General features: G+C 61.1%; 18 protein-coding genes and 2 pseudogenes. 17 read left to right on the top strand and 3 right to left on the bottom strand.

Annotation, left to right across the window (positions count from 1 at the left end):
• Positions 1 to 837: 837 nt before the first annotated feature.
• On the bottom strand, positions 838 to 1,332 hold the full coding sequence (locus ABMA59_RS35025; RefSeq protein WP_349009976.1) for a YciE/YciF ferroxidase family protein: 495 nt from the start codon (positions 1,330 to 1,332) through the stop codon (positions 838 to 840).
• A gap of 564 nt (positions 1,333 to 1,896) precedes the next feature.
• Between ABMA59_RS35025 and ABMA59_RS35020 the strand changes: the two genes are divergently transcribed.
• The 16 genes from ABMA59_RS35020 (at position 1,897) to ABMA59_RS34945 (ending at position 19,457) form a co-directional block, all read left to right on the top strand.
• Positions 1,897 to 2,751, top strand: coding sequence for an arylamine N-acetyltransferase family protein (locus ABMA59_RS35020; RefSeq protein ID WP_349009975.1), 855 nt, complete (start codon positions 1,897 to 1,899; stop codon positions 2,749 to 2,751).
• 764 nt (positions 2,752 to 3,515) lie between these two features.
• Positions 3,516 to 3,659: a hypothetical protein gene (locus ABMA59_RS35015; RefSeq protein WP_349009974.1), complete on the top strand. Its 144-nt coding sequence runs from the start codon at positions 3,516 to 3,518 to the stop codon at positions 3,657 to 3,659.
• A gap of 189 nt (positions 3,660 to 3,848) precedes the next feature.
• Positions 3,849 to 5,576, top strand: a complete 1,728-nt coding sequence (locus tag ABMA59_RS35010; RefSeq protein WP_349009973.1) for a substrate-binding domain-containing protein — start codon at positions 3,849 to 3,851, stop codon at positions 5,574 to 5,576.
• A gap of 20 nt (positions 5,577 to 5,596) precedes the next feature.
• A complete protein-coding gene (locus ABMA59_RS35005) occupies positions 5,597 to 6,823 on the top strand; it encodes an ABC transporter substrate-binding protein (RefSeq protein ID WP_349009972.1) in 1,227 nt (408 codons plus the stop codon).
• Positions 6,824 to 6,935: 112 nt separating this feature from the next.
• On the top strand, positions 6,936 to 7,841 hold the full coding sequence (locus tag ABMA59_RS35000) for a carbohydrate ABC transporter permease (RefSeq protein ID WP_349009971.1): 906 nt from the start codon (positions 6,936 to 6,938) through the stop codon (positions 7,839 to 7,841).
• Positions 7,834 to 8,670, top strand: coding sequence for a carbohydrate ABC transporter permease (locus ABMA59_RS34995; RefSeq protein WP_349009970.1), 837 nt, complete (start codon positions 7,834 to 7,836; stop codon positions 8,668 to 8,670). Before ABMA59_RS35000 ends, ABMA59_RS34995 begins: the two co-directional genes overlap by 8 nt.
• 2 nt (positions 8,671 to 8,672) lie before the next feature.
• Positions 8,673 to 9,455, top strand: a complete 783-nt coding sequence (locus ABMA59_RS34990; protein ID WP_349009969.1) for an enoyl-CoA hydratase/isomerase family protein — start codon at positions 8,673 to 8,675, stop codon at positions 9,453 to 9,455.
• Between the two features lies 1 nt (position 9,456).
• Complete coding sequence (locus tag ABMA59_RS34985; RefSeq protein WP_349009968.1) at positions 9,457 to 10,227, top strand: SDR family NAD(P)-dependent oxidoreductase; 771 nt, start codon at positions 9,457 to 9,459, stop codon at positions 10,225 to 10,227.
• 1 nt (position 10,228) lies between these two features.
• A complete protein-coding gene (locus tag ABMA59_RS34980; protein WP_349009967.1) occupies positions 10,229 to 11,326 on the top strand; it encodes a hypothetical protein in 1,098 nt (365 codons plus the stop codon).
• A 17-nt stretch (positions 11,327 to 11,343) separates the two neighbouring features.
• Complete coding sequence (locus tag ABMA59_RS34975; protein WP_349009966.1) at positions 11,344 to 12,405, top strand: ABC transporter ATP-binding protein; 1,062 nt, start codon at positions 11,344 to 11,346, stop codon at positions 12,403 to 12,405.
• Positions 12,402 to 13,319, top strand: coding sequence for an SMP-30/gluconolactonase/LRE family protein (locus tag ABMA59_RS34970; protein ID WP_349009965.1), 918 nt, complete (start codon positions 12,402 to 12,404; stop codon positions 13,317 to 13,319). The genes ABMA59_RS34975 and ABMA59_RS34970 overlap by 4 nt, the downstream gene beginning before the upstream one ends.
• Positions 13,316 to 14,491, top strand: coding sequence for an ABC transporter substrate-binding protein (locus ABMA59_RS34965; protein WP_349009964.1), 1,176 nt, complete (start codon positions 13,316 to 13,318; stop codon positions 14,489 to 14,491). Before ABMA59_RS34970 ends, ABMA59_RS34965 begins: the two co-directional genes overlap by 4 nt.
• 12 nt (positions 14,492 to 14,503) lie before the next feature.
• The gene (locus ABMA59_RS34960) at positions 14,504 to 15,706 is read left to right on the top strand and encodes a CaiB/BaiF CoA transferase family protein (protein ID WP_349009963.1); all 1,203 of its coding nucleotides are present in this window, start codon (positions 14,504 to 14,506) and stop codon (positions 15,704 to 15,706) included.
• Positions 15,707 to 15,926: 220 nt separating this feature from the next.
• Complete coding sequence (locus ABMA59_RS34955; protein ID WP_349009962.1) at positions 15,927 to 16,385, top strand: nucleotidyl cyclase domain-containing protein; 459 nt, start codon at positions 15,927 to 15,929, stop codon at positions 16,383 to 16,385.
• Between the two features lie 1,051 nt (positions 16,386 to 17,436).
• Complete coding sequence (locus ABMA59_RS34950; protein ID WP_425476049.1) at positions 17,437 to 18,762, top strand: sensor histidine kinase; 1,326 nt, start codon at positions 17,437 to 17,439, stop codon at positions 18,760 to 18,762.
• The gene (locus ABMA59_RS34945) at positions 18,759 to 19,457 is read left to right on the top strand and encodes a LuxR C-terminal-related transcriptional regulator (protein WP_349009961.1); all 699 of its coding nucleotides are present in this window, start codon (positions 18,759 to 18,761) and stop codon (positions 19,455 to 19,457) included. Before ABMA59_RS34950 ends, ABMA59_RS34945 begins: the two co-directional genes overlap by 4 nt.
• Here ABMA59_RS34945 and ABMA59_RS34940 read toward each other — a convergent pair.
• Complete coding sequence (locus tag ABMA59_RS34940) at positions 19,417 to 19,890, bottom strand: hypothetical protein (RefSeq protein ID WP_349009960.1); 474 nt, start codon at positions 19,888 to 19,890, stop codon at positions 19,417 to 19,419. The genes ABMA59_RS34945 and ABMA59_RS34940 overlap by 41 nt on opposite strands.
• A 457-nt stretch (positions 19,891 to 20,347) precedes the next feature.
• Between ABMA59_RS34940 and ABMA59_RS34935 the strand changes: the two are divergent.
• Positions 20,348 to 20,539, top strand: a pseudogene (locus tag ABMA59_RS34935) (TraM recognition domain-containing protein); the annotation flags it as partial.
• A 13-nt stretch (positions 20,540 to 20,552) separates the two neighbouring features.
• Here the strand turns inward: ABMA59_RS34935 and ABMA59_RS34930 are convergent.
• Positions 20,553 to 20,777, bottom strand: a pseudogene (locus tag ABMA59_RS34930) (IS5/IS1182 family transposase); the annotation flags it as partial.

Below are 20,777 nucleotides of genomic sequence, written 5' to 3'. Positions count from 1 at the left end.
CCATCTCTTGCTTTGGACGGCTTGTTCTTGTGGCGGGGATCATGCGGCCCGCAAACTTTGCAAGTCAAATAAGGAAACTGGTAAGGTTTAATACGAATTCGATATCAATTGTCTGACGTGCTATTGTACGCCTTTCGCTACCGTTGGACGCCTTTGCGCAGAATTGGATCAACAGGAATTACCATTGGACCGTCACTTGCTATTTGCGTCAGGATTATTGATGCGTCTGTCACAGCAACAAACGAAAAATACAAAACAAGCCGCTGAGAGGAGACGCGGTTGCTCAGAAGTGCATCCGTGGATTGGAGTTTCGGCACAAGATTCGTGGCCTGCACGATCTGCGGGAGGGAACGTTGACAAAGGAAGGAGGAGCCACCCCATTTGGGCAACCCTGATTTTTGCTGAATAGGGACCTCGGTTTGGGGGGCGTGAAGGACACGCCGGTTTAGCTTAGCGCCCGATCAGGCGAAACTGGTCTGGGTTACGCGATCTGAGCGGGCGCGACCGATTGGCTTTTGGATTCAGTCCGGAGACTTGACGATTAATTACAAAGCCTTCGGATGATGATGCGGATGGAGGCGAGTTTGAGGAATGCAAGCGGTGTCGCTGACACTTTAAGAGCTAAGCTAAATCGCTTGCAGCGCCCAAGCGAAGTGACGGGCTACCAGCTCCCGAACGCACGATCACGTTAATCAGAGCGCGAAACCGCCGGTCATCAAGTCACAAATTGACCAGCGGCGTTGGACGATCGGTCCAGCGTCCTTCATAGCCGCGGGCCATAGTGGATCACGGCTGGGGAGCGCTTAGGCAAATCGTGAGGCGTCTATGATCGTTATCCTATGCGGCCTTGGCGGTACTCCCAGGCTTGTTGATCGACATGACAGCAAGATTTGTAAGCTTGTTGTTCGTCGCTTTTTCCTGGTCGAGAATTTCGCTCAGTAGCTTGTGGGCGTCTTTGTGCCCTAGGTCCTTCGCCCACTCGCGAAGCGAGCCATAGCGAGAAATCTCATAATGTTCGACGGCTTGGCATGCAGCAAGCAATCCGGCATTTAGTGCTGTACCAGAGGTCTCTTCAATCAAGCCGTCAGTTTCCTTAATAAGGCCTTCGATGGCGTCGCATTTCTCGCCGGAAGCCTTCTTGCCGATCGACTTGAAAACCAGCTCAAGTTTTCTAATCTGATCCTTCGTCTCCGTGAGGTGATCCTCGGCGGCCTTTTGCAGCTTCGCGTCCGTGGCGGCTTTTGCAACCTTGGGGAGCGCCTTCGAAATAGCATTCTCGGCATAGTACATGTCTTCGAGGGTATGCTCGAATATCTCAGCCAGTGTTTTCATGATTTTTCTCTCCTGCAAAATTGATCGAGGAGAATGAAGTTAGGCATGCATTTGTTCCGACGTTAGCCATCGCATTGCAGACGCACTGCTGCGGGCTCGGTCGTGTAGAAATAAGTTGTTATGTCAGCGGGGTGCCGGCGAAGGCTCTGGCTTGCTCGTTCCAGTTTGGCGCAGGCTGTGAGGCATTGCCTGCCGCAGGGCGGCATTGGTCTGCGTGCTATCCGGGATTGCTTCGACGATCGGGAGAAAAGAGGGTGCAGCGCATGACCCGGCGTCGATCCCAGCTCAATACTCCCCCAAAAGATGCAGCCTCGGACCACACTCGAGCCGGCCGGAAAGGTCGCAGGCCTATGCGGGGGGGCGGGAACCTGGCTGCGATCAGGATGGCATAGGGTGCCTGGAGCGCGAACTGCTGATGTCCGCCCTGCTGCAAGCCGGGGATCCTAACTGACAGCGTTGCAAATGCCCAGATTGCGGATACGTTCTCCAATCGCAGGCCAGATGATCCACTGGCCATCCGGGGATGTCGGTTCAGTGCAACCTCTCCTGACCGGGAGCCAAGCGATGAGTGAAGGTCGTTTCGATCAGCAAGCGTGGCTGGCACGCATTGGCTACCGTGGCTCTCTGCAACCGACGATTGCAACACTGAACGCGCTAGTCTCCGCGCACGCGCACACGATTGCCTATGAATCCCTTGATATTATGCTCGGCCGGACGCCGAGGCTCGACCTGCCGTCGCTGCAACGCAAAATGATCGAGGGGGGCCGTGGCGGCTATTGTCTGGAACAAAACATGCTGTTCCGCGCCGGCCTGCGTTCGCTAGGCTACACAATCACCAGCCTTCAGGGTCGGGTCGTGCGCGGCATGGCCATCGACGCACCACGTCCGGCCATCCACATGCTGCTGAAGGTGGACATGCCGGAAGGCCCTTACCTTGCCGATGTGGGTTTCGGCAATCTGGCACCCACGTCAGCCCTCCTCCTGCGGCCGGGGGTCGAGCAGGACACGCCGCATGAGCAGATGCGGTTCATCGACGTCGGCGGCGAGTTGACATTGCAGGCGAAGCTGAGCGACGCTTGGGAGCACATCTATCGCGTGATCCCGTACGCAAGGTACGACAGCGAATACGAGATCACGAATTGGTATACCGGCACCCACCCCGATGCGCCGTATCGGAGCAACATCATCGTCGCCAAGCCCGGCCCGAACCGGACGCGCATAACTATGTTCAACAGGCGCGTGACCGTGCGCTACCCGACGGGTGCGGCCGAAAGGCGCCATTTGACGGACGACGCGCAGTTCAGGACCGTGCTGCGCGAAGAGTTCGGCTTGAGGATGACCGACGCGGAAATCCGTAACTGCGTCGATGTAATGGAGCGCAAGGGAGAGAAGGGAGCCCCGCATCCATTTTTCACCTGAGCAGCGCCACTCACCAATCAGGGCCAATGAGATTGGGGAAGTTTACGAGCTTACGTTTGAGAAGACGGCCAAAACCGCTTAGGAGCCCCGCCGGCCATCGTCGGTGGGTGTTTTCATCAGGCTGCAAAGCACATAGGGCTAATTCGCTTATGCCGCTTCTCCGGCTTTTTTGGTCCGATGCAATGGACGCAGAGTTTGGCAACTATCGCCTGAAACTCTCCCGACGGCAGCTGTTGGGCCTAAGGGTGGCCGCCACTCTCGCCAGGAGGGCATTTATTCCCGTGACGGCGTCGAGATCAGCCGCAACACCTGGACAATCAGATGGGCTTTCTCCGCTTCCATCTGGCCCCGCTCGCCGACCGCGTACTAGCCCTGATCAAGGAGGGCTAACGCGCCCATGCCGACGAAACGACGTCGGCAAGGCGAAGACTGTCTGGCTATGGACCCATGCGCGGGACTATCGAACCTTCCGCGGCAAGTCGCCGCCCATGTCGCTTACCGCTTCTGGGACAGTCGCGGCGGCGAGAGTTTGTAGCGCCATCTCGCCGGCTACATCGGATTGCTCGAGGTCGACGGCTGCAGTGCCTATGACAGGCTCGCGGAAGCCAAACGCGCCTGCGGACCACTATAGCTTGCAGCGTGTTGGGCGCTCCTGAAGCGCAAGTTCTTCGAATTGCGCGTGTCGAGCGTCTCGCACGTGGCGAGTAATTCCATCGAGCGGAGGGTCGGATTGTGGGCAACCGAAGACAAGAACCGCGGGCAGGATGCTCAATGCCCGCCGCGCCGCACGCCGGCAGCAGTCGGCTGCCATCATCGCCGAACAATGCCCGTTCCGGGAAAAGGAACTGGGCCGCATCTCCGGCAATTCGAAACTCGCAGAGGCGATACGCTACGCCGAGAGCCACTGAGAGACGCTCGAACGGTTGCTGCGCGAAAGCCGTAGTAGGTCTTGAGCTTAGAGATGGTCGGCCTTGTGATCGGATTCGATCATTCCCGATCATCATCGCCCAAATCGATCAAGAACGTATCTGCCTGATCGAGTTGACTCTGCACTTTTGATCGATCAAGCTGCTTGGAGTATAAAGTAGCGAGCAAATATGATCAGAGGCGAGCGAGAGCGTATCATTCTCGACCTGCTCGAAGAGCGGGGGGTCGTCTCGTTGAAAATGATCGAGACGAGTTGCCCTGACACCTCGTCGGTCAGCCTGCGCCGCGACCTGGCGCGGCTGGAACGGGAAGGGCGCCTGCGTCGGAGCCATGGCGGCGCTGTCCGCATCGAACATGCCGCGGTCTCCTCATCGGATAGCTTGGCCGAACCGCCACTCTCCTCCGATGATTTCGATGCGCTGGTGCTGCCGCCCGTGAAGGGCCAGTGGGCGCATACGCTTCGCCAGCAGGCGATGCGGCGCGGAATTTCGCTGATCGCGGAGTCGGCACCGCAGATCGGCGGTATCTACCTCGGGCCGCCCAATCTGGATGGCGCCAAGGCACTGGGTCATTTTGCGGGCGAGCGGCACGCACGGGAAACCCTCCGTGCCGAGGTGCTGCTCGTCGCGCTCGGTGGCGGCGGCAACACGCGCGACCGCGTCGAGGGGTTTCGCGCGGGCTTTGTCGAAGCTTTCGGCGGCGAGGCTGTCTTCCATCATGTCGATGGCCGCGGCCTGCTCAAGGAAGTCGTTCGCCAGGCGGCGGATTCCTTCATGGCGCACCCCGGCATCAATGTGGTTTTCGGCGTCAACGATCACACCATTCTGGGTACGCTCGAAGTCGCCGAGCGGCTTGGCCGCAACGTCTCGGGTTATTCCGTCGGAGGGGAGGGAAGTGGGCTGTTCGACGAACTCGCCCGCGGCAAGTCGATGAAGGCGGTCTGTGCCTTCTTTCCCGACGTCGTCGGACGGCTCGCAGTCGACACCGCCTGCAAGGCCTTTGCCGGGGATCGTTGTGGCGGCGAGGTGATCACGCCAGCCGAGATCATCACGGCGGAGACGTTGCCGAACTATTATGACCATGACGACGGACAGTGGCGGCTGCGCCCTGACGTCCTGGCCCGCATGTGCGGGGATCATCTCTACGATGGACCGCCCGTCGACGGGAAGCGCATCGGCTTCATGCTGCATTATCCGTCGCATGATTGGTATCGCGGGCTTGCCGCCGCTATGCGCAAGCGGGCCTTGGAAGTCGGCGCGACATTGATTGCCCGCAACGCCGAGGACGAGGTGGCCGAGCAGTTGCGCGCCATCAGGCGCACGATCGGCGCCGCCGCGGCGCGCGACATAGGAGAACGGGAGACGCTGCTTATCGACGGCGGTGAATGTTCGCGCCGCTTCGCAGAGGCGCTCAAATTCTCGGGCAAGTCGCTCAGTGTCTATACGAACTCACTGGATGTCCTGGATGTCCTGGCCGGCACACCGAACATCACCGTCTTCCTGACGGCTGGAGAGTATCAGCCTTCCACGCGCAGCCTTGTCGGTCCGAGCGTCGGCACCTTGCTGGAGACCATCCGCGTCGACAAGGCGATCCTGTCGCCGGACGGCATCTCGCCGGGTTTCGGCATCTCTTTCGACGACGAGCGGGCGGCGCTGGTTTGCCGGCGCTTCTGCGCGGCGGCCCGACAGGCTGTCGTGCTCGCCGATCACGGAGTCATTGGCCTGGAATCCAGTGTGCAGGCGGTTCGTCCGAACCGCCTGCACACCGTCTATACCGATGCCGGCACGCTTTCGGCGCATCGGCTCGAACTGTCGGCGACCGGCCTTGGTGTCATCGTCGTCGACGAGGACGAACTCCTGTTCTCTGGTGAGGAGCCCGCGGCCAGGATGTCAAACTGAACGAAAATGGGAGGAAGATGATGATACGGAGACTTCTGAAGACCACCATACTCGCGTCGGCGGCAACCATGCTCGCCGCCGGGGTCGCAAGCGCCGACCAGATCGTGCTCAAGTTCTGGGACAACCAGCAGACCGAATCCGGCCTGTCGACGTTCCAGCAAGAGGCGGTCAAGCGCTTCGAGGCGGAAAACCCCGACATCAAGGTGGAGGTGACGACGATCCCTTATCCGGAATATCAGCAGCGCTTGCTGACGGCCGTCCAGGCCGGCAACGGTCCCGACGTCTCGACCGTCGACCAGATCTGGAATGCGGCGTTTGCCGAAGCCGGTGCGATCGTCAAGCTCGATGACCTCGCGAAGTCTTCGGGCGTGAAAGCCGAGACCTTCTTTCCCGGCGCCTGGGAATCCGTGAACTACAATGGCGCGCTCTGGGGCGTTCCGTTCAACGTCGACGTGTGGTTCTTCGCCTTCGTCAACAAGGCGCTGTTCCAGGCTGCCGGTGTCGATCCGGCCAGCATCTCCACCTGGCAGGGCCTGGAGGCCGCGGCGCCGAAACTTACGGACGCTTCCAAGGGACAGTTCGCCGTCGGCCTCACCGGCAACAAAAGCGAATATCCGGTCGGCATGAGCGACTCCTTCATCTACTCGAATGGCGGCGAAGTGCTGGGCGCCGATGGCAAATGTGCGCTGACGAAGCCAGAGGCGATCGAGGCGCTGGAATTCTACAAGAAGATGACGAGTTTCGCCCCGGCAGGCATCCTCAACGCCGGCAACGAACCCATGCGCGAACTGTTCCTCAATGGCACGCTGGCGGTGGAACTCTGGCCCGCGCTCGAAGTGCCGACGCTGGAGAAGTCGAAGATCGACTGGGATTTCGTCACCGGTTTCGCGCCTGAAGGCAAGAACGCTGTCGGCATGTTCGGCGGCTGGAATCTTGTCCTCTACGAGAAGTCGCCGAACAAGGAAGCGGCGTGGAAGTTCATCCAGTTCATGACGCGCGAAGACGTCAATGGCGCGGTGGTCGATCTTATCCCGGCCAACATCAAGGCGGCGGACAAGTTCCTCAAGGACAGCCGGCCGAAGCCGGAGGTCATCCTGGACCACTTGAACAACGCCAAGCCGCGTCCGCTCTCGCCGCAATATTTGCAGGTCTCTGAAATCCAGCAGAACATGGTGCAGAAGTTCCTTTCCGGAACGCCGGTTGCGGACGCCGCCGCTGAAGCCTGCCAGGCGATCGACGCCCTGTAGGCAGCCGGCGTCCCGCCACGCGTCGCTGGGGCCGGCGGCGCGTGGCCCATCCTGTCGTCAGATCGAGGGTGCCGGCGCGGACCAGCGTTCGCGCGTGGCTTGGATCACGGAAATGAGTTCGGCAAGGAAATACCGTAGCAGCGAGAAATGGGTAGCCTACGGCTTCATGATGCCGGCGGCGATCCTTGTCGCCGTGCTGATGTACTGGCCGATGTTCGACACGTTCCGCGAGAGCTTGTTCAGCACCTCCTTCATCAATCCGAAGCCGACCTATGTCGGGCTGAAGACCTATCGCGCGAACATTGCCGATCCCGCGTTCTGGTCCGTGCTCACCAATTCCATCGTGTGGACCGCCGGCGTCGTGCTCCTGCAGAATGTCGGCGGTTTTCTGATCGCCTTGCTGCTCAACCAGCGCCTGCCGGCGCAAGGCCTGTTGCGCTCCCTGATCCTGCTGCCGTGGGTGCTGCCGGGCGTCGTGGCCGCTATCTTGTGGCGCTTCATGTACGACCCGCAACTCGGCCTCATCAACTCCTTCATGTTGCGGCTGGGCATCACCGATCAAGGCGTCGGCTGGCTGGCGCATCCCGGAACGGCGATGGCGGCGGTGATCTTTGTTGCTTTCTGGAAGGGTTTTCCCTTTTCGACCGTGATCTTTCTGGCCGCGCTTCAGAATGTCGACCAGGAGCAGATCGAAGCCGCGACCGTCGACGGGGCCGGCCCGGTACGCCGGCTGTTCGACGTGATCATTCCGGCAATCTGGCCGGTCGCCGCCGTCAATGTGCTGCTGACCACGATCCTGACCTTCAACTACTTCGATATCATCTACGTGCTGACGCGCGGCGGTCCGCTCAACTCCACGGCCATCTTTCCGACCCGCATCTACGAAGTCGGCTTCGGCCAGTTCAAATTCGGTGATGCGGCGGCCTACGGATCGATCTCCGTTCTGGTGCTGATCATGCTGGTCGCCCTGATGATGCTGTTTCGGCCACGCACGGCGGGCGGGGAGCGTCATGGCTAGCAGTCGCGCAACCCGTCCGACCCGCTACGTATTGATGGCGCTGCAGCTTGTTGTCGCCTTCCTGGTCCTGTTTCCGTTCTTCTGGATGGTCAGTGTTTCATTGAAGCCGGGCGCAGAGCCTTTCGCCATTCCGGCGCGTCTCTGGCCGGACAATCCGACATTGGAGAACTATGTCCTGGCGCTGCGGCCCGAGTTCCAGCGTTACTTCCTGAACAGCATGATCGTGTCGGGCGCGACCGTGCTGATCACCGTGCCGCTGGCGCTGCTTGCCGCCTACAGCCTGTCGCGTTTTCAGTTCCGTTTGCTGTCGATATTTCTTGGGGCGGTGGTGCTCGCGCAGTTCTTTCCGGCCGGCGCGATCATCATCCCTATCTACAAGCTGGTGCGCGGTGCCGGACTGCTCGACACCTATGCCTCGCTGATCATCGCCTACATCACCGTGACCCTGCCGGTCGCCATCTGGATGCTGCGCGGTTTCCTGATGCGGGTGCCGAAGACGCTCGAAGAAGCCGCGGCAATCGACGGCGCCAAGCCGCTGCGCGCGTTCGTCGACATCATCCTGCCGCTGGTCCGGCCGGGCGTCGTCGCTGCGACCGTCTTCGTGTTGATTGTGACCTGGCAGGAGTTCCTGTTCGCCCTGTCGTTCACCTCGACCAAGGAAATGCGGACGCTGTCCGTCGGCATGAACGACTATATCGGCCAGTACGGCATCCGCTACGGCGAGTTGATGGCGTCCTCGGTCATGATCTCGATCCCGGTCATCATCGTCTTCTTTTTCCTGCAGCGCCAATTCGTGGCCGGCCTGACCGCCGGTGCGGTCAAAGGCTGATCATGTCCAGCACGATCCTCCTCGAAAATCCGGAGGCCGGCATTGCCGTGCTCACGCTCAATCGGCCGGACAAGCTCAACGCCCTTTCCTGGGAAATGCTCAATGCGTTCCAGGCGGCGCTGGATACCGCGGAATCCAATGCGGATGTTCGTGTGCTCATCCTGCGGGGTGCCGGCGACCGCGCCTTCGCGGCCGGTGCCGACATTGCCGGCTACGAGGGCCGGCGCGAACGCGAGTTCATGGATTTCCAGTTTGCTGGCCGGCGCCTCAACGACCGGCTTGAAGCGTTTCCAAAGCCGACCATTGCGGCGGTGAATGGCTTCGCGCTGGGTGGCGGTTTCGAGATCGTCTTGTGTTGCGACCTCATCGTTGTCGCAACCACGGCCCGTCTCGGCCTGCCCGAGGGTCTGCTGGGCCTGTCGCCGGGAGGCGGCGGCACGCAGCGGCTGATGCGGTCGCTCGGACGCCACGCGACGGCCGAACTGCTGCTGACGGCCTGGCGCATGAAAGGCGAGCGCGCCTACCAACTCGGCCTGGCCGCCGCGCTCTGCGAGCCCGAGGAATTGATGTCCACCGCATTGGAGAAAGCGCGCGCCATGCTGAAAGTCGCGCCCAAGGCGCTGACCGAAATGAAGCGTCTTGTCCGCCTCGGCGCCGATGCCGCCCTCCCGACCGCGCTTGCCTTCGAGCAAGAAGTGCTCTTCCGCCTCTACTGCTCGGAAGACGGGCAGGAAGGCATCGACGCTTTTCTCGAAAAACGTTCCCCACAATTCAAGGGTGCATGACATGGCCGATCTCGACAACTGCGTGGCGATCGTTTCCGGCGCGGGGATGGGCATAGGACGCGCCGCGGCCCTGGCGCTTGCCGGCGCCGGAGCGGCCGTGACGATAGCCGATGTCGATGAAGCGGCTGGCATCCAGACCAAGGCCGATGTCGAGGCCGCCGGTGGGCGCGCCTTGTTTGTTCGCACGGATGTGCGCTCCTTTGCCGATGTCGAGAATGCGGTGGCGAAGACAGTCTCCGAGTGGGGCCGTCTCGACATCCTGGTCAACAATGCGGCGCGGGCGATCGGCGGCGGCGTCGACGAGATCGACGAGGCAAGCTGGAACGAGGTGATGACCACCAACCTGACCTCGGTGTGGCGGTTCATGAAATGCGCGATCCCGCATATGCGCAAGCAGGGCAAAGGCTCGATCGTCAACATGAGTTCCGTCCAGGCGCTCAAGGGCTTTCATGGCTGGGCTGCCTACGCCGCCGCGAAAGGCGGCATCAACTCGTTGACCCAGCAGTCGGCGGTCGACCTGGCGCCTGCCGGCATCCGGGTGAATGCGATCGCGCCAGGCACGATCATGACGCCGCTCAACGAGAAGGTTTTCAAGGAACACCCCGATCCGCAGGACCTGATCAACCGCTGGAACAGCGCCCACGCGCTCGGCCGTTTCGGAGAAGCCTCCGAGGTCGCCGAGGCAGTCCTTTTCCTGGCGAGCGATCGTTCCTCCTTCATTACCGGCGAAATTATCCGTGTCGATGGTGGCCTGGCCATCAAGGGCGATTGAGATGAGCCGTCTCGCTGCACGGGGTATTTCCGTCAGTGTCTCGCCGCGCTTCGGCATGTTGTGCGATCTCGAGATCGAACGGCAGGGCGAGCGCGTCCGCCCGCTGCACAGCGCCCCGTGGATCGACGAGCGCACCGCTCTTCCCGAAGGCGAGGCACCGCTGCTCGCCGCGCTGCAAGGTGACTTCTTCTGTGCGCCTTTCGGCAGCGCGAATGCCGAGCCCGGCGTGCCGCAGCATGGCTGGACCGCGAACGGCGACTGGATCGAGGCCGAGGTCGCGCGGTCCTCCGACGGCGTGGTGCATGCGCGTTATTCGCTATCGCAGACCGTGATGGGCGCAACGGTCGAGAAGCAGATCACATTGCAGCCCGACCATCCGGTCGTCTATCAGCGCCATATCATGCGAGGCGGGCAGGGCGGTCTCCCCGTCGCGCACCATGCCATGATCCAGGTGTCTGGCGGAGCACGGCTTTCCTTCTCGAAAAAGGACTTTGGCGCGACGCCATCGTCCGCTCCGGAGCCGGATTCCGCGCATGGCCGTTCTGCTCTCGCCTATCCGCAGCGGTTCCCGTCGCTCGCCGAGCTTCGCCTGTCGGACGGCGGCACCGTCGATGCGCGCACCTACCCGTTTGCCGAAGCGCATGAGGATCTGGTCACGCTGTTCGATCCACCTGTGGCGAGCCTTGGCTGGTCGGCCGCCGTGGCTTCGAGAGACGGTTTCGTGTTCTTCGCCGTGAAGGATGCGCGGCTACTCTGCCAGACCACGCTCTGGATGAGCAATGGCGGCCGCGACTATGCGCCGTGGAACGGCCGGCACAAGGCAGTGCTCGGCATCGAGGAAAGCTGCACGCATTTCGGCGACGGGCAATCGGCGTCCACTGCGCCCAACGAACTCAGCCGCGCCGGATACCGGACAGCCATCACGCTGAATTCGACAGGCGCCGTGGCGATCCGCTATGCGCTCGGCGCCATAGCGGCGCCACGAGGCTGGAGCGAGGTGGCTGACATAGAGATCGAAGACGGTCACCTGACGCTTACCGATATCGCCGGCGGCCGCGAATACGTGCCGTTCGATTCCGGCTTCTTCGAAAACGAGTGAGGACCGAATTGGCTTCCGTGACCCTTTCATCCGTTTCGAAGTTTTGGGGCGCCTTCGCTGCCGTCGACGACGTTTCGCTCGATATGGCGGACGGCGAGTTCGTCGTGCTGCTCGGACCTTCCGGCTGCGGCAAGTCCACCACGATGCGCATGATCGCCGGGCTCGACGATCCCACTTCAGGTGAAATCAGGATCGGCGAGCGTGTCGTCAATGACGTTCCGCCCGGCGAGCGCGACCTCGCCATGGTGTTCCAGAACTACGGCCTCTATCCGCATATGACGGTGGCCGACAATATCGGTTACCCGCTGAAGGTGGCCGGCGTCCCCCGCGACGAACGCATGCGCCGCGTACGCGCCGCCGCCGAGCGGGTGGAGCTAGGTGAGTATCTCGATCGCAGGCCAAGCCAGCTTTCCGGCGGCCAGCGCCAGCGCGTCGCTCTGGGCCGCGCCATCGTGCGCACGCCGAAACTGTTCCTGATGGATGAGCCGCTCTCCAATCTCGACGCCAAACTGCGCGTCTACATGCGCGCCGAGCTCAAGCACCTGCAGCGCGAACTCGGCACCACGACTGTCTACGTCACCCATGACCAGGTCGAGGCGATGACGCTCGCCGATCGTGTCGCTGTCATGTCGAAAGGCAAACTGCAGCAGGTCGGCCGTCCACTCGACATCTACAATCGCCCCAGCAACGTCTTTGTTGCCGGCTTCCTCGGCAACCCGCCGATGAACCTGATCACCATCCATGTTACTGGCGGCCGTGTCGAGGGGGCACACCTCACACTCGACGTACCGGCAGGCGTCAACGGCAGCGTCACCGTCGGCCAAAGGCCGGAAGACATGCGTCTCGACGCACCCGATAGGGCTAATATGGCCGGCGAGGTCTATACGACCGAGCTTCTCGGCGACAGCGCGCTGGTCACGGTCAAGATCGGCAAGGATCTCATCTCGGTAAAGGCCGACAAGGAAGTCGAGACCCGTATGGGCGAGCAAGTCGGCATCCGCCTCGATCCGAAACACCTGCATTTCTTCGATACGGCGAGCGGCAAGCGCATCGATGTTGCAAATGGAGCTGCGCCATGATCATGCGGCGACACGATTTCGACATAGGCGCGGCCGCGCCGATCCTGCCGGTCGACCGGCTGGAAATCGCCTTCGATGGGCAATATTCGACACCGCGCCTGCATCACCCCGAGGGGATTGCGATCGGGCCAGATGGCGCGCTCTGGTGCGGCAATGCCGAAGGCGATGTGCTGCGCGTCGATCAGAAGGCGAAGGCCATAACCAGGTTTGCTACGACTGGCGGCTTCACGCTGGGCCTCGCCTTCGATGCCGGCGACAATCTCTTTGTCTGCGACCAGAAAAGCGCATTGGTCTGGCGGCTGCATCTGCCGAGTGGCGCCTTCTCGCCTTTCACGGCCGAAGGGATGCGCATCCCGAACTATCCGGTCACCGATCCCTACCGCAATTGCCTTTATGTCTCGGACAGTTTCGGCGCACAGGCTCCCGGGCCGGGCGTCTGGCGCTTTGATCTCGGAACCGGACGAGGGGGCCTCTGGTGGTCCGAGCCGATGCAGTTCGCCAACGGCATGGCGCTCTCGCATGACGGCTCGGCCCTCTACGTCATCGAGAGCCTTGGCCGCAAGGTCAGCCGCATCGCCATTGCCGCTGACGGCACGCCGCTCGGCTGTACGGATCATGCGACCGATCTTCCTGGCCTGCCGGACGGCATCGCCTTCGACGATGCCGGCAACCTCTATGTCTCCTGCTACGAGCCGTCGCGCATCCTGCGGATCGATCCGGCCGGCAGGATCGAGCTTTACGCCGAGGAAGCCACCGCGCACGCCTTCTGCCATCCGACCAACATCGCCTTCGACGGCGCCGACATGTACGCCGCAAATCTGGGCCGCTGGCACCTGACCCGCGCGCGCACCGACACCACCGCCACTCGGCTTTGCACATTTTTCGCCAACATACGGAAAGGGCGCATTCCTTGACGATCAAGCTTCGCGGCATCACCTGGGATCATCCGCGCGGCTACCAGCCGCTGGCTGCGAACACCCGGCGGTTCACGGCCGAACATCCGGGCATCGAGGTCGAGTGGACGCGCCGCAGCCTGCGCGATTTCGGCGTGCAGCCGATCGAGGACCTGGCCCAGCGCTACGATCTGCTGGTCATCGACCATCCCTGGAGCGGCCGTGCCAAGTCATTGGGATCGCTGCTCGACCTTCGTCCGTTATTTCCCAGGGAATTCCACGCAATGCTGGCCGACCAGACGGTCGGGCCGTCGACACGCTCCTATGACTATGGCGGTATCTGGGGCCTTCCTACCGATGCCGCGGCGCAGGTCGCAAGCTATCGGTCCGACCTGCTCGCGGCCCTCGGCTTCGACGGGCCGCCGAAAACCGCCGCCGAGGTGCTGGCGCTCGGCAAAGCTGCCCGCAAGGCCGGCAAATGGCTGGCGATGCCCTCCTGCCAAAGCGACGCCACCTGCCTCGTTGTGACGCTGTCGGCCAATCTCGGCAAGCCGATGCTGGAAAAAGCGGACCGCATGCTTGATGCCGACACGTTCAACACGGTGCTCGACTATCTTGCCGAACTGGAGCCGCTGACCATCCCCGCCTCGCGCGAGTGGAACCCGATCGCCACCTATAATGCCATGTCGACGGGCGACGATATCGTCTACGTGCCCTTCGCCTTCAGCTACACCAACTATTCGCGGCTCGGCGCCAGGAAGCCGATCCGCTTCACCACGATCGCCGGCCCCGGCCCTGACCCGAAGGCGGGCGCGATCCTCGGTGGCGCGGGCTGCGCCATCTCCGCAAAATGCGCGGAGGTGGATGCGGCGGTCACCTATCTCTCCTGGGTCCATCGCCCTGAACACCAGGCCGGCGACTATTTTAGCGAGGGCGGCCAGCCGGGCCTGCGTGCGGCGTGGACCGATCCCGAATGCGACCGGCAGGCCGGTGGCTTCTTCTCCGGTACGCTGGAGACCATGGACAAGGCGTTCCTGCGGCCGCGCTTCGACGGCTTCATCCCGGCTTCCGAGCATATGGGCATGCTGGTTCACCGCTGGCTGAAGGGCGACGGCGACCGCGCCACACTGATCAGCGAATCCAACGACATTTATGCGCGCGCCAGCGAACAGGCCGCGCGCTCTGCACATTGAGGAGATATTTCCATGGCCAAGGCACTTGAAGACGTCACCGTTCTCGATTTCAGCCATCTGTTGCAGGGGCCGTTCGCAACCCAGCTTCTCGGCGACATGGGCGCCAACATCATCAAGATCGAGCGGCCGGGGCAGGGCGACCTCTTCCGCACCATGACCTTCAAGAACCGCTGGGTCGGTGGCAGCGAGAGCCCGAACTTCCTTGCCTGGAACCGCAACAAGCGGTCGCTGGCCATCGACCTCAAGGCGCCGGAGGCCAAGAAAGCGCTCTACAAGATTGCCGAAAAGGCCGACGTGGTCCTCCACAATTTCCGGCCGGGCGTGATGGAGCGGCTGGGTTACGGTTATTCCGACTTCAAGAAGATCAACCCGAAGGTCATCTACTGTTCGGGCTCCGGCTACGGAGACAGCGGCCCCTACGTTACCCGGCCAGGCCAGGACATGCTGCTGCAAGGCCTCACCGGCCTCGCGGCCGCGACCGGTTACAAGAGCATGCCGCCGGTGCCGGTCGGCGCCGGCTTCGCCGACCAGATCGGCGCTCTCAATATCGTCTACGGCATCCTCTCCGCGCTCTACTGGCGCGAAAGGTCGGGCGAGGGCCAGGAGATCAAGGTCGACCTGATGTCGGGCCTGCTTCAGCACCAGAACCAGGAAATGGTTTGGGTGATGAATTTCAACGAGAATTTCGAGCGGCCGAACTCATCGATCGGGCACCCAGGCATGCACGCACCCTTCGGCGTCTATCCGACCTCCGACGGTTTCGTCACCATCGCCATGAGCCCCTACGAGAAACTGGTTGGCGTGCTCGGCAAGCCCGAATTGCTGGCCTATGACGACCCCGACACGCTCTTCGACAAGCGCGACGAGGTGTGGGAGAAGGTCGCCGCCGAGACCCGGAAATGGACCAAGAAGGACCTGCTCGAGGCGCTGCTCGCCGTGGATATCTGGTGCGGCGAGGTCAAGCAGCATCTTGAGGTGGTCGACGACCCCCAGGTCAAGCATCGCGGACTGGTTACGAGCTACAATCACGCCCGGGTCGGCGAGGTGAAAGTCATCGGCCCGGCTGTCCAAATGAGCGCGACGCCGCCGAAAATCGAGCGTCCGGCTCCCATTGTTGGAGAGCACAGCGAAGAGATCCTCCGCGAATTCGGCATTCCCGAAGCCGACATCGCCACGCTACGGGACTCAGGGTTCGTCGAGCAGGGCATGGTGTAAGGCGGCCAAGCGTCCGCAGTCACTTCACGGTTGCGCGGCGCCTTCGTGTCCTAAATTTCGCTTGCTGGGCGACGGGACTGGCCTGGTTCGTGTTTTTTCGCTCTTTACATTCTACATGAGCCTCTCCGGATGGCAGCAATCATTGATCTGATGGTCGCTGGGTTGATCGCGGCGGTGCCCTTCCTCTACCGATACGGTCCCCGCGCCGCCGGCTTAGCTTTTGTCGGTATCGAATTCCCAGATTTTTGTGGTCTGCTTCCTCCTCGGCACCGAAAGCGGCATGCAGGTACAGTACCTGGCCTTTGCCGCAGGTGCCGTCTTGATTGTTGGGGTCGAGCGGCCCGCCCACGCGATGATTGTCGGCTTGTTTGCGCTGGCACTTATCATGGCGTTGCAGTTCACGCCCCTAAAGACGGGGGGTTTGCTGACGGCAGGCGAGATGCGTTTCGGCTACGTTGTCGGCATCTCGCAAGCTTGCATAATCATCTTCGCGGTCATCTATTACGCGGTTCAGATCGCAGACCGGGCGGAGGCGAAAGCGGAGAGGGAATTCGATCGTTCAGAAAAATTGCTGCTTAACGTCCTGCCGGCGCCGATAGCAGATAGGCTAAAATCCAAGCCGACGGGGATAGTTGCCGACCGCTATCAGGAGGCCTCGGTGCTTTTCGCGGAAATGTGAGCGTGTAGACGGTCAGTTCGATGCCGAGCACCGGGACCGATCGACATCAAAGGCAAAGGTACAATGATGACGTGGTCAGTGATTGACGGATGTGACGCCTCGCTCCCTGACCCCATCATGCGGCAGCCAAGCGCCGACCGCGAAGAGAAGCGAGTGGCCCGCGGAACGCTCCGGGAAAAAGTGCAGGAGCACCTTGACCTCACAGACCCCGATCAGAGAAGACTCTTATGTTAGGCGAGCACCACTGGGCGCCGCACTGACGCACCATTTCGGCGGCGCACCCGTTTTTTGTGGAAAGCAACATTGTCGCGGATGACGATGTCGCCCGGTGACATTGTTGGCGAGAGTTGGGTCTCGAAGTTGGCCCGGTTCATCGGCGCATCGATTATCCCCGGGACGACCATGCCATGTCATCGCAGGCCCGCGATGAAGGTCTTCGTCTTCCAACCACCGAAAGGTCCATCCGTTCGGAACCGCTCGCCCCTCCAGAGACAATCCTGACTGCTTGGTATTGGTGAATGTCTGATCGATGAAAACCAGGCGTGCCAAGGCCTTGTTGAAGTACGGTTTCTGCGCGTGATGGTCCAGAGTTCGCATGCTTCATGGATGTCGGCGCGCTGCGTCTCGCTCGCCTGCAATGTTTTTTATGGCTGAGCCCAAGCCGGAACGCAAAGCCCACCAGATGCCGAACCTGGCTAAGAAAAGATTTGGTGGGCTCCACAGGTTCCCGGACGTTCGAACCACCGTCACACTAGCCCTCTATTTCAAGCAATCCGCATGGTGGCCCATTGAGTGCCCGTCACCCGATGTAACAAGCGTGGAACCACTCTGTCGCGTAAGCCGTTCAGGTCGATCGAGTCTAACCAGCGAAGACGATCAAAGGGCGAAGATCACGGTGATTGGTCAGGGGCAGAGCGCTGTTCATTTGCGGTCCCCTGCCGGGACCGCTGAACTCCCCCGGGTGGGCAGCCGTGGCACCGAGTTCTTCAGGCGATTGGCCGGCCGAGTTAGTGGACTCACTCTTGCGGTGCAATTTTTTGTTGTCGGCGGGATGGTCTCGCTGCTGGCAATGTTGCTCATTGGGGGGGTTGTTACCACTCTGATCGAGAGGGCAGTCACGCGGAATGCAGGCGCAACAACTGCCCTTTATGTCGACAGCGTGATCGCCCCTCTGCTTCCCGACATGCGTGATACGCAGGTGTTGGACGACGCAGTGAGGCAGGCACTCGATGAAACTCTGGGACAGGGTGCGCTCGGGCGGCGTCTTGCCGCAATGCGTCTGTGGGAGCCTGACGGAACCGTACTTTATGCCAATGACAAGGCGCTGATTGGGCAACGATTCGCGCCGACGCCAAACCTGAAACAGGCTTTTTCCGGCACGATGGTGGTGAACTACGACCGCTTTGATAACTTAGACGAACAGTATGCCGCACCGAAGGGGCCGCTACTCGAAATCTATAATCCGATCCTGCAACCATGGTCGGGTGACGTGGTAGCCGTGATCGAATTCTACGAACTTGCCCACGATTTCGAGGCAACGTTGTACAACGCGCGCCTGCGCAGTTGGTTTGCCGTCGCTGCCGTAACAATTGTCTTTTTCCTGGCCCTTTATGCCGTGGTCTTACGGGGCAGCCGCACCATCGATCGGCATGCCAGCGACCTCAAAAGCCGTGTCAGAGAGCTGACGAGACTGCTTGACCAGAACCGCGCCTTGCGCCAGCGCATCCAGAACGCGACGCAGCGCGCCACCGCGCTCAACGAAAGCTATCTACGGCGGCTGGGGGCCGATCTGCATGATGGCCCGGCTCAGTTCGTGGCGTTGGCTTCCATGCGCCTCGACAGCGAGACGGTGCTTGGCAAGGACATCCCAGAGGGTAAGCGTGAGAGCGAGGTTTCGTCAATTCGCTCCAGCCTAGACGAAGCGCTTCAGGAAATCCGTGACATCTGCAACGGTCTCGTGCTTCCACAGATTGAGATGGCCGACCTGCTGGAGCTCACGCGACACGCCATCGCCGCCTACGAGCGGCGCTCGGGACTGCACGTTGAGCAGCGGCTTGACCCAGACCCGCCGCCGCTACCGATCTCCGAACGGATTTGCATTTATCGCTTCTTGCAGGAGGCGCTCAATAACGGGTATCGCCACTGTCGCGGCGCAACCCAGATAGTGACGGTGACTTGTGATGCGGACGAGATTGTTGTCGCAGTTTCGGACGACGGGCCTGGTTTCGATCCAGACGAGGTCGCGCCCGAAAGCCTCGGGCTCGCTGGTATGCGAGAACGGGTCGAAAGCCTAGGCGGGCGTTTCAACCTGGACACGTCGGAGAAAGGCACAGTTCTGACAGTCACTCTCAACCTCAAGGAACCGACGCAGTCATGACGCTGCCTATCACTGTCGCAGTCGTCGACGACCACCCATTGTTTCGGGAAGGCGTGATACGCAGTCTTGCCGAAACCGGACGATTCGAGGTCCTGGCTGCCGGCTGCACCGCCGAAGATGCTCTGCGCATCGCGGCGGATCAACGGCCGGATATCTTGCTGATCGACCTTTCGATGCCAGGCGGCGGTCACAATGCAATTAAACCGATCCTTAGCCGCAATGCCAGTCAATGCATCGTTGTGCTGACGGCATCCGAAAGTAGCGAAGATGTTGTCGCTGCGCTGAACGCCGGAGTGAAGGGCTACGTTCTAAAGGGTGTAGGTTCGCGGTCGCTGGCAGAAATCCTTGCAGCCGTGACCGAGGGCGAGACATATGTCACACCAAGACTGTCGGCGCATCTCCTCGCTGCACTCGCCGGTGCGGCTCGATCAGGTGATGCTACCCTAGGGACATTGAGCGATCGTGAACGAGAGGTCTTGACGCTGGTAAGCTCAGGACTGAGCAACAAAACCGTCGCGTTGGAGCTCAATCTCAGCGAGAAGACCATCAAGCATCACATGTCCAGCATTTTGTCGAAGCTAAACGCAAAAAACCGCACACAGGCTGCAATGGTTCTCCGCAATTCGCTCGACACTGATGCCAGCGCACCTCGCGTTAGCGCGCTACGCGAAAACGCCGATAATCCTTTTGTGTAGCGCGCCGGTTGATGATTGTGCGGCCCTGGGCGTCGCGCATTTCATAGCGGCCGTTGCGGATTGTCTCGCGCATGCCGTTGCGATGCGTGATATTTCCATTAGCGGCGGCCCCACTTGGCGCGTCCCTGCCCGGGGTGTCGGAAGCAGCACTGGCCTGATCTTTGCCGTTGCCATTGCCGCTACCGTTGCCATTTCCCCCGCCGTTGCCATTTCCCCCGCCGTTGCCATTTCCCCCGCCGTTGCCATTGCCCCCACCGTTGCCATTGCCCCCACCGTTGCCATTGCCGCCGCCGTTGCTTTGGGCTTGGGCGCTTGACTGCGATACGGCGGCACCCCCGTTGGAAAGTTGGAGTACATATGGGGAGGTGGTCGCCACAGCGACTACCAGCGTTCGAAAGACCTGCGAAAGAAAATGCCGTCGCGAGAGCATCATTTACCTCGTTCATTGAAGATTGGAAGCACGCCTCAGGTTCCGTGATCTGATTGATTTTCTGCGGGCGCAGCGGCCGGGACCAACGACTGACGCTCTCGGGAATCGCGTTCGGATGAAAAGCGCCAGGCAATGACGGCGGCGAGTCCCACTTGCGACAGTCCTAGAGCCGAATTCGTCATCGCAGCAAACAGATGTGATCAAGCGCTCGGCGAGGCTTGCTGCCTTTTCAGTATCCCGAAATATGCAGCGTTGCCCGGGCGAGCTCGATGTGGCCCGGGCTGTCTGAATTGACCCAGAAACTTGGGCAGAAATTTGGGGTTTTACACGTCGCATTAACTTGTAGATCTGACGTCGAACTTGACCGCGGCGTTCGTCATGACACAATAGGATTGATGAGAAGCATCGCTGGCTAGATCCCCAATGTGGCTGGGGCGGATTCACACTCTGACCCGCACATGATATCACGACCAAGCTGCCCTACGTCGCCGCTTAGAACGTCAGAATGGCCTTCGTCATCCAGGACCTGAAGAACCTGGACGAGATTTATGTCGAGACGTCTCGCCATTCATTGATGGGAAATTGCGGCTACCAGCTTGTCTTTGGTGCCAACGACCAGATTACGGAGGAGGCGTCTCGAAGGGCTCGGGGAAGCGCACCGTTCATTAGTCGACCGTGAACAATTGAGCTTTTGGCAGCGCAGCGCTGAGTATGTTCAAAAACGCCTTCAACCACCTGAGCAGGAGGGTGAAGGTGTAGCCGGCGGCGGCCAGGATTGGGTTGATATGGGGTCGTCGTGCTGGCCGGCGAGATGGTTGCGGTCCATGCGGTGCTCGTTCTTGATGTGGCCGATCACCGGCTCGACCGCGGATCGCCGCCGCATCAGGCGC

Source organism: Mesorhizobium yinganensis, assembly GCF_040081985.1.
GTDB lineage: Bacteria > Pseudomonadota > Alphaproteobacteria > Rhizobiales > Rhizobiaceae > Kumtagia > Kumtagia yinganensis.
This window is presented reverse-complemented; position numbering and strand designations above follow the sequence as displayed.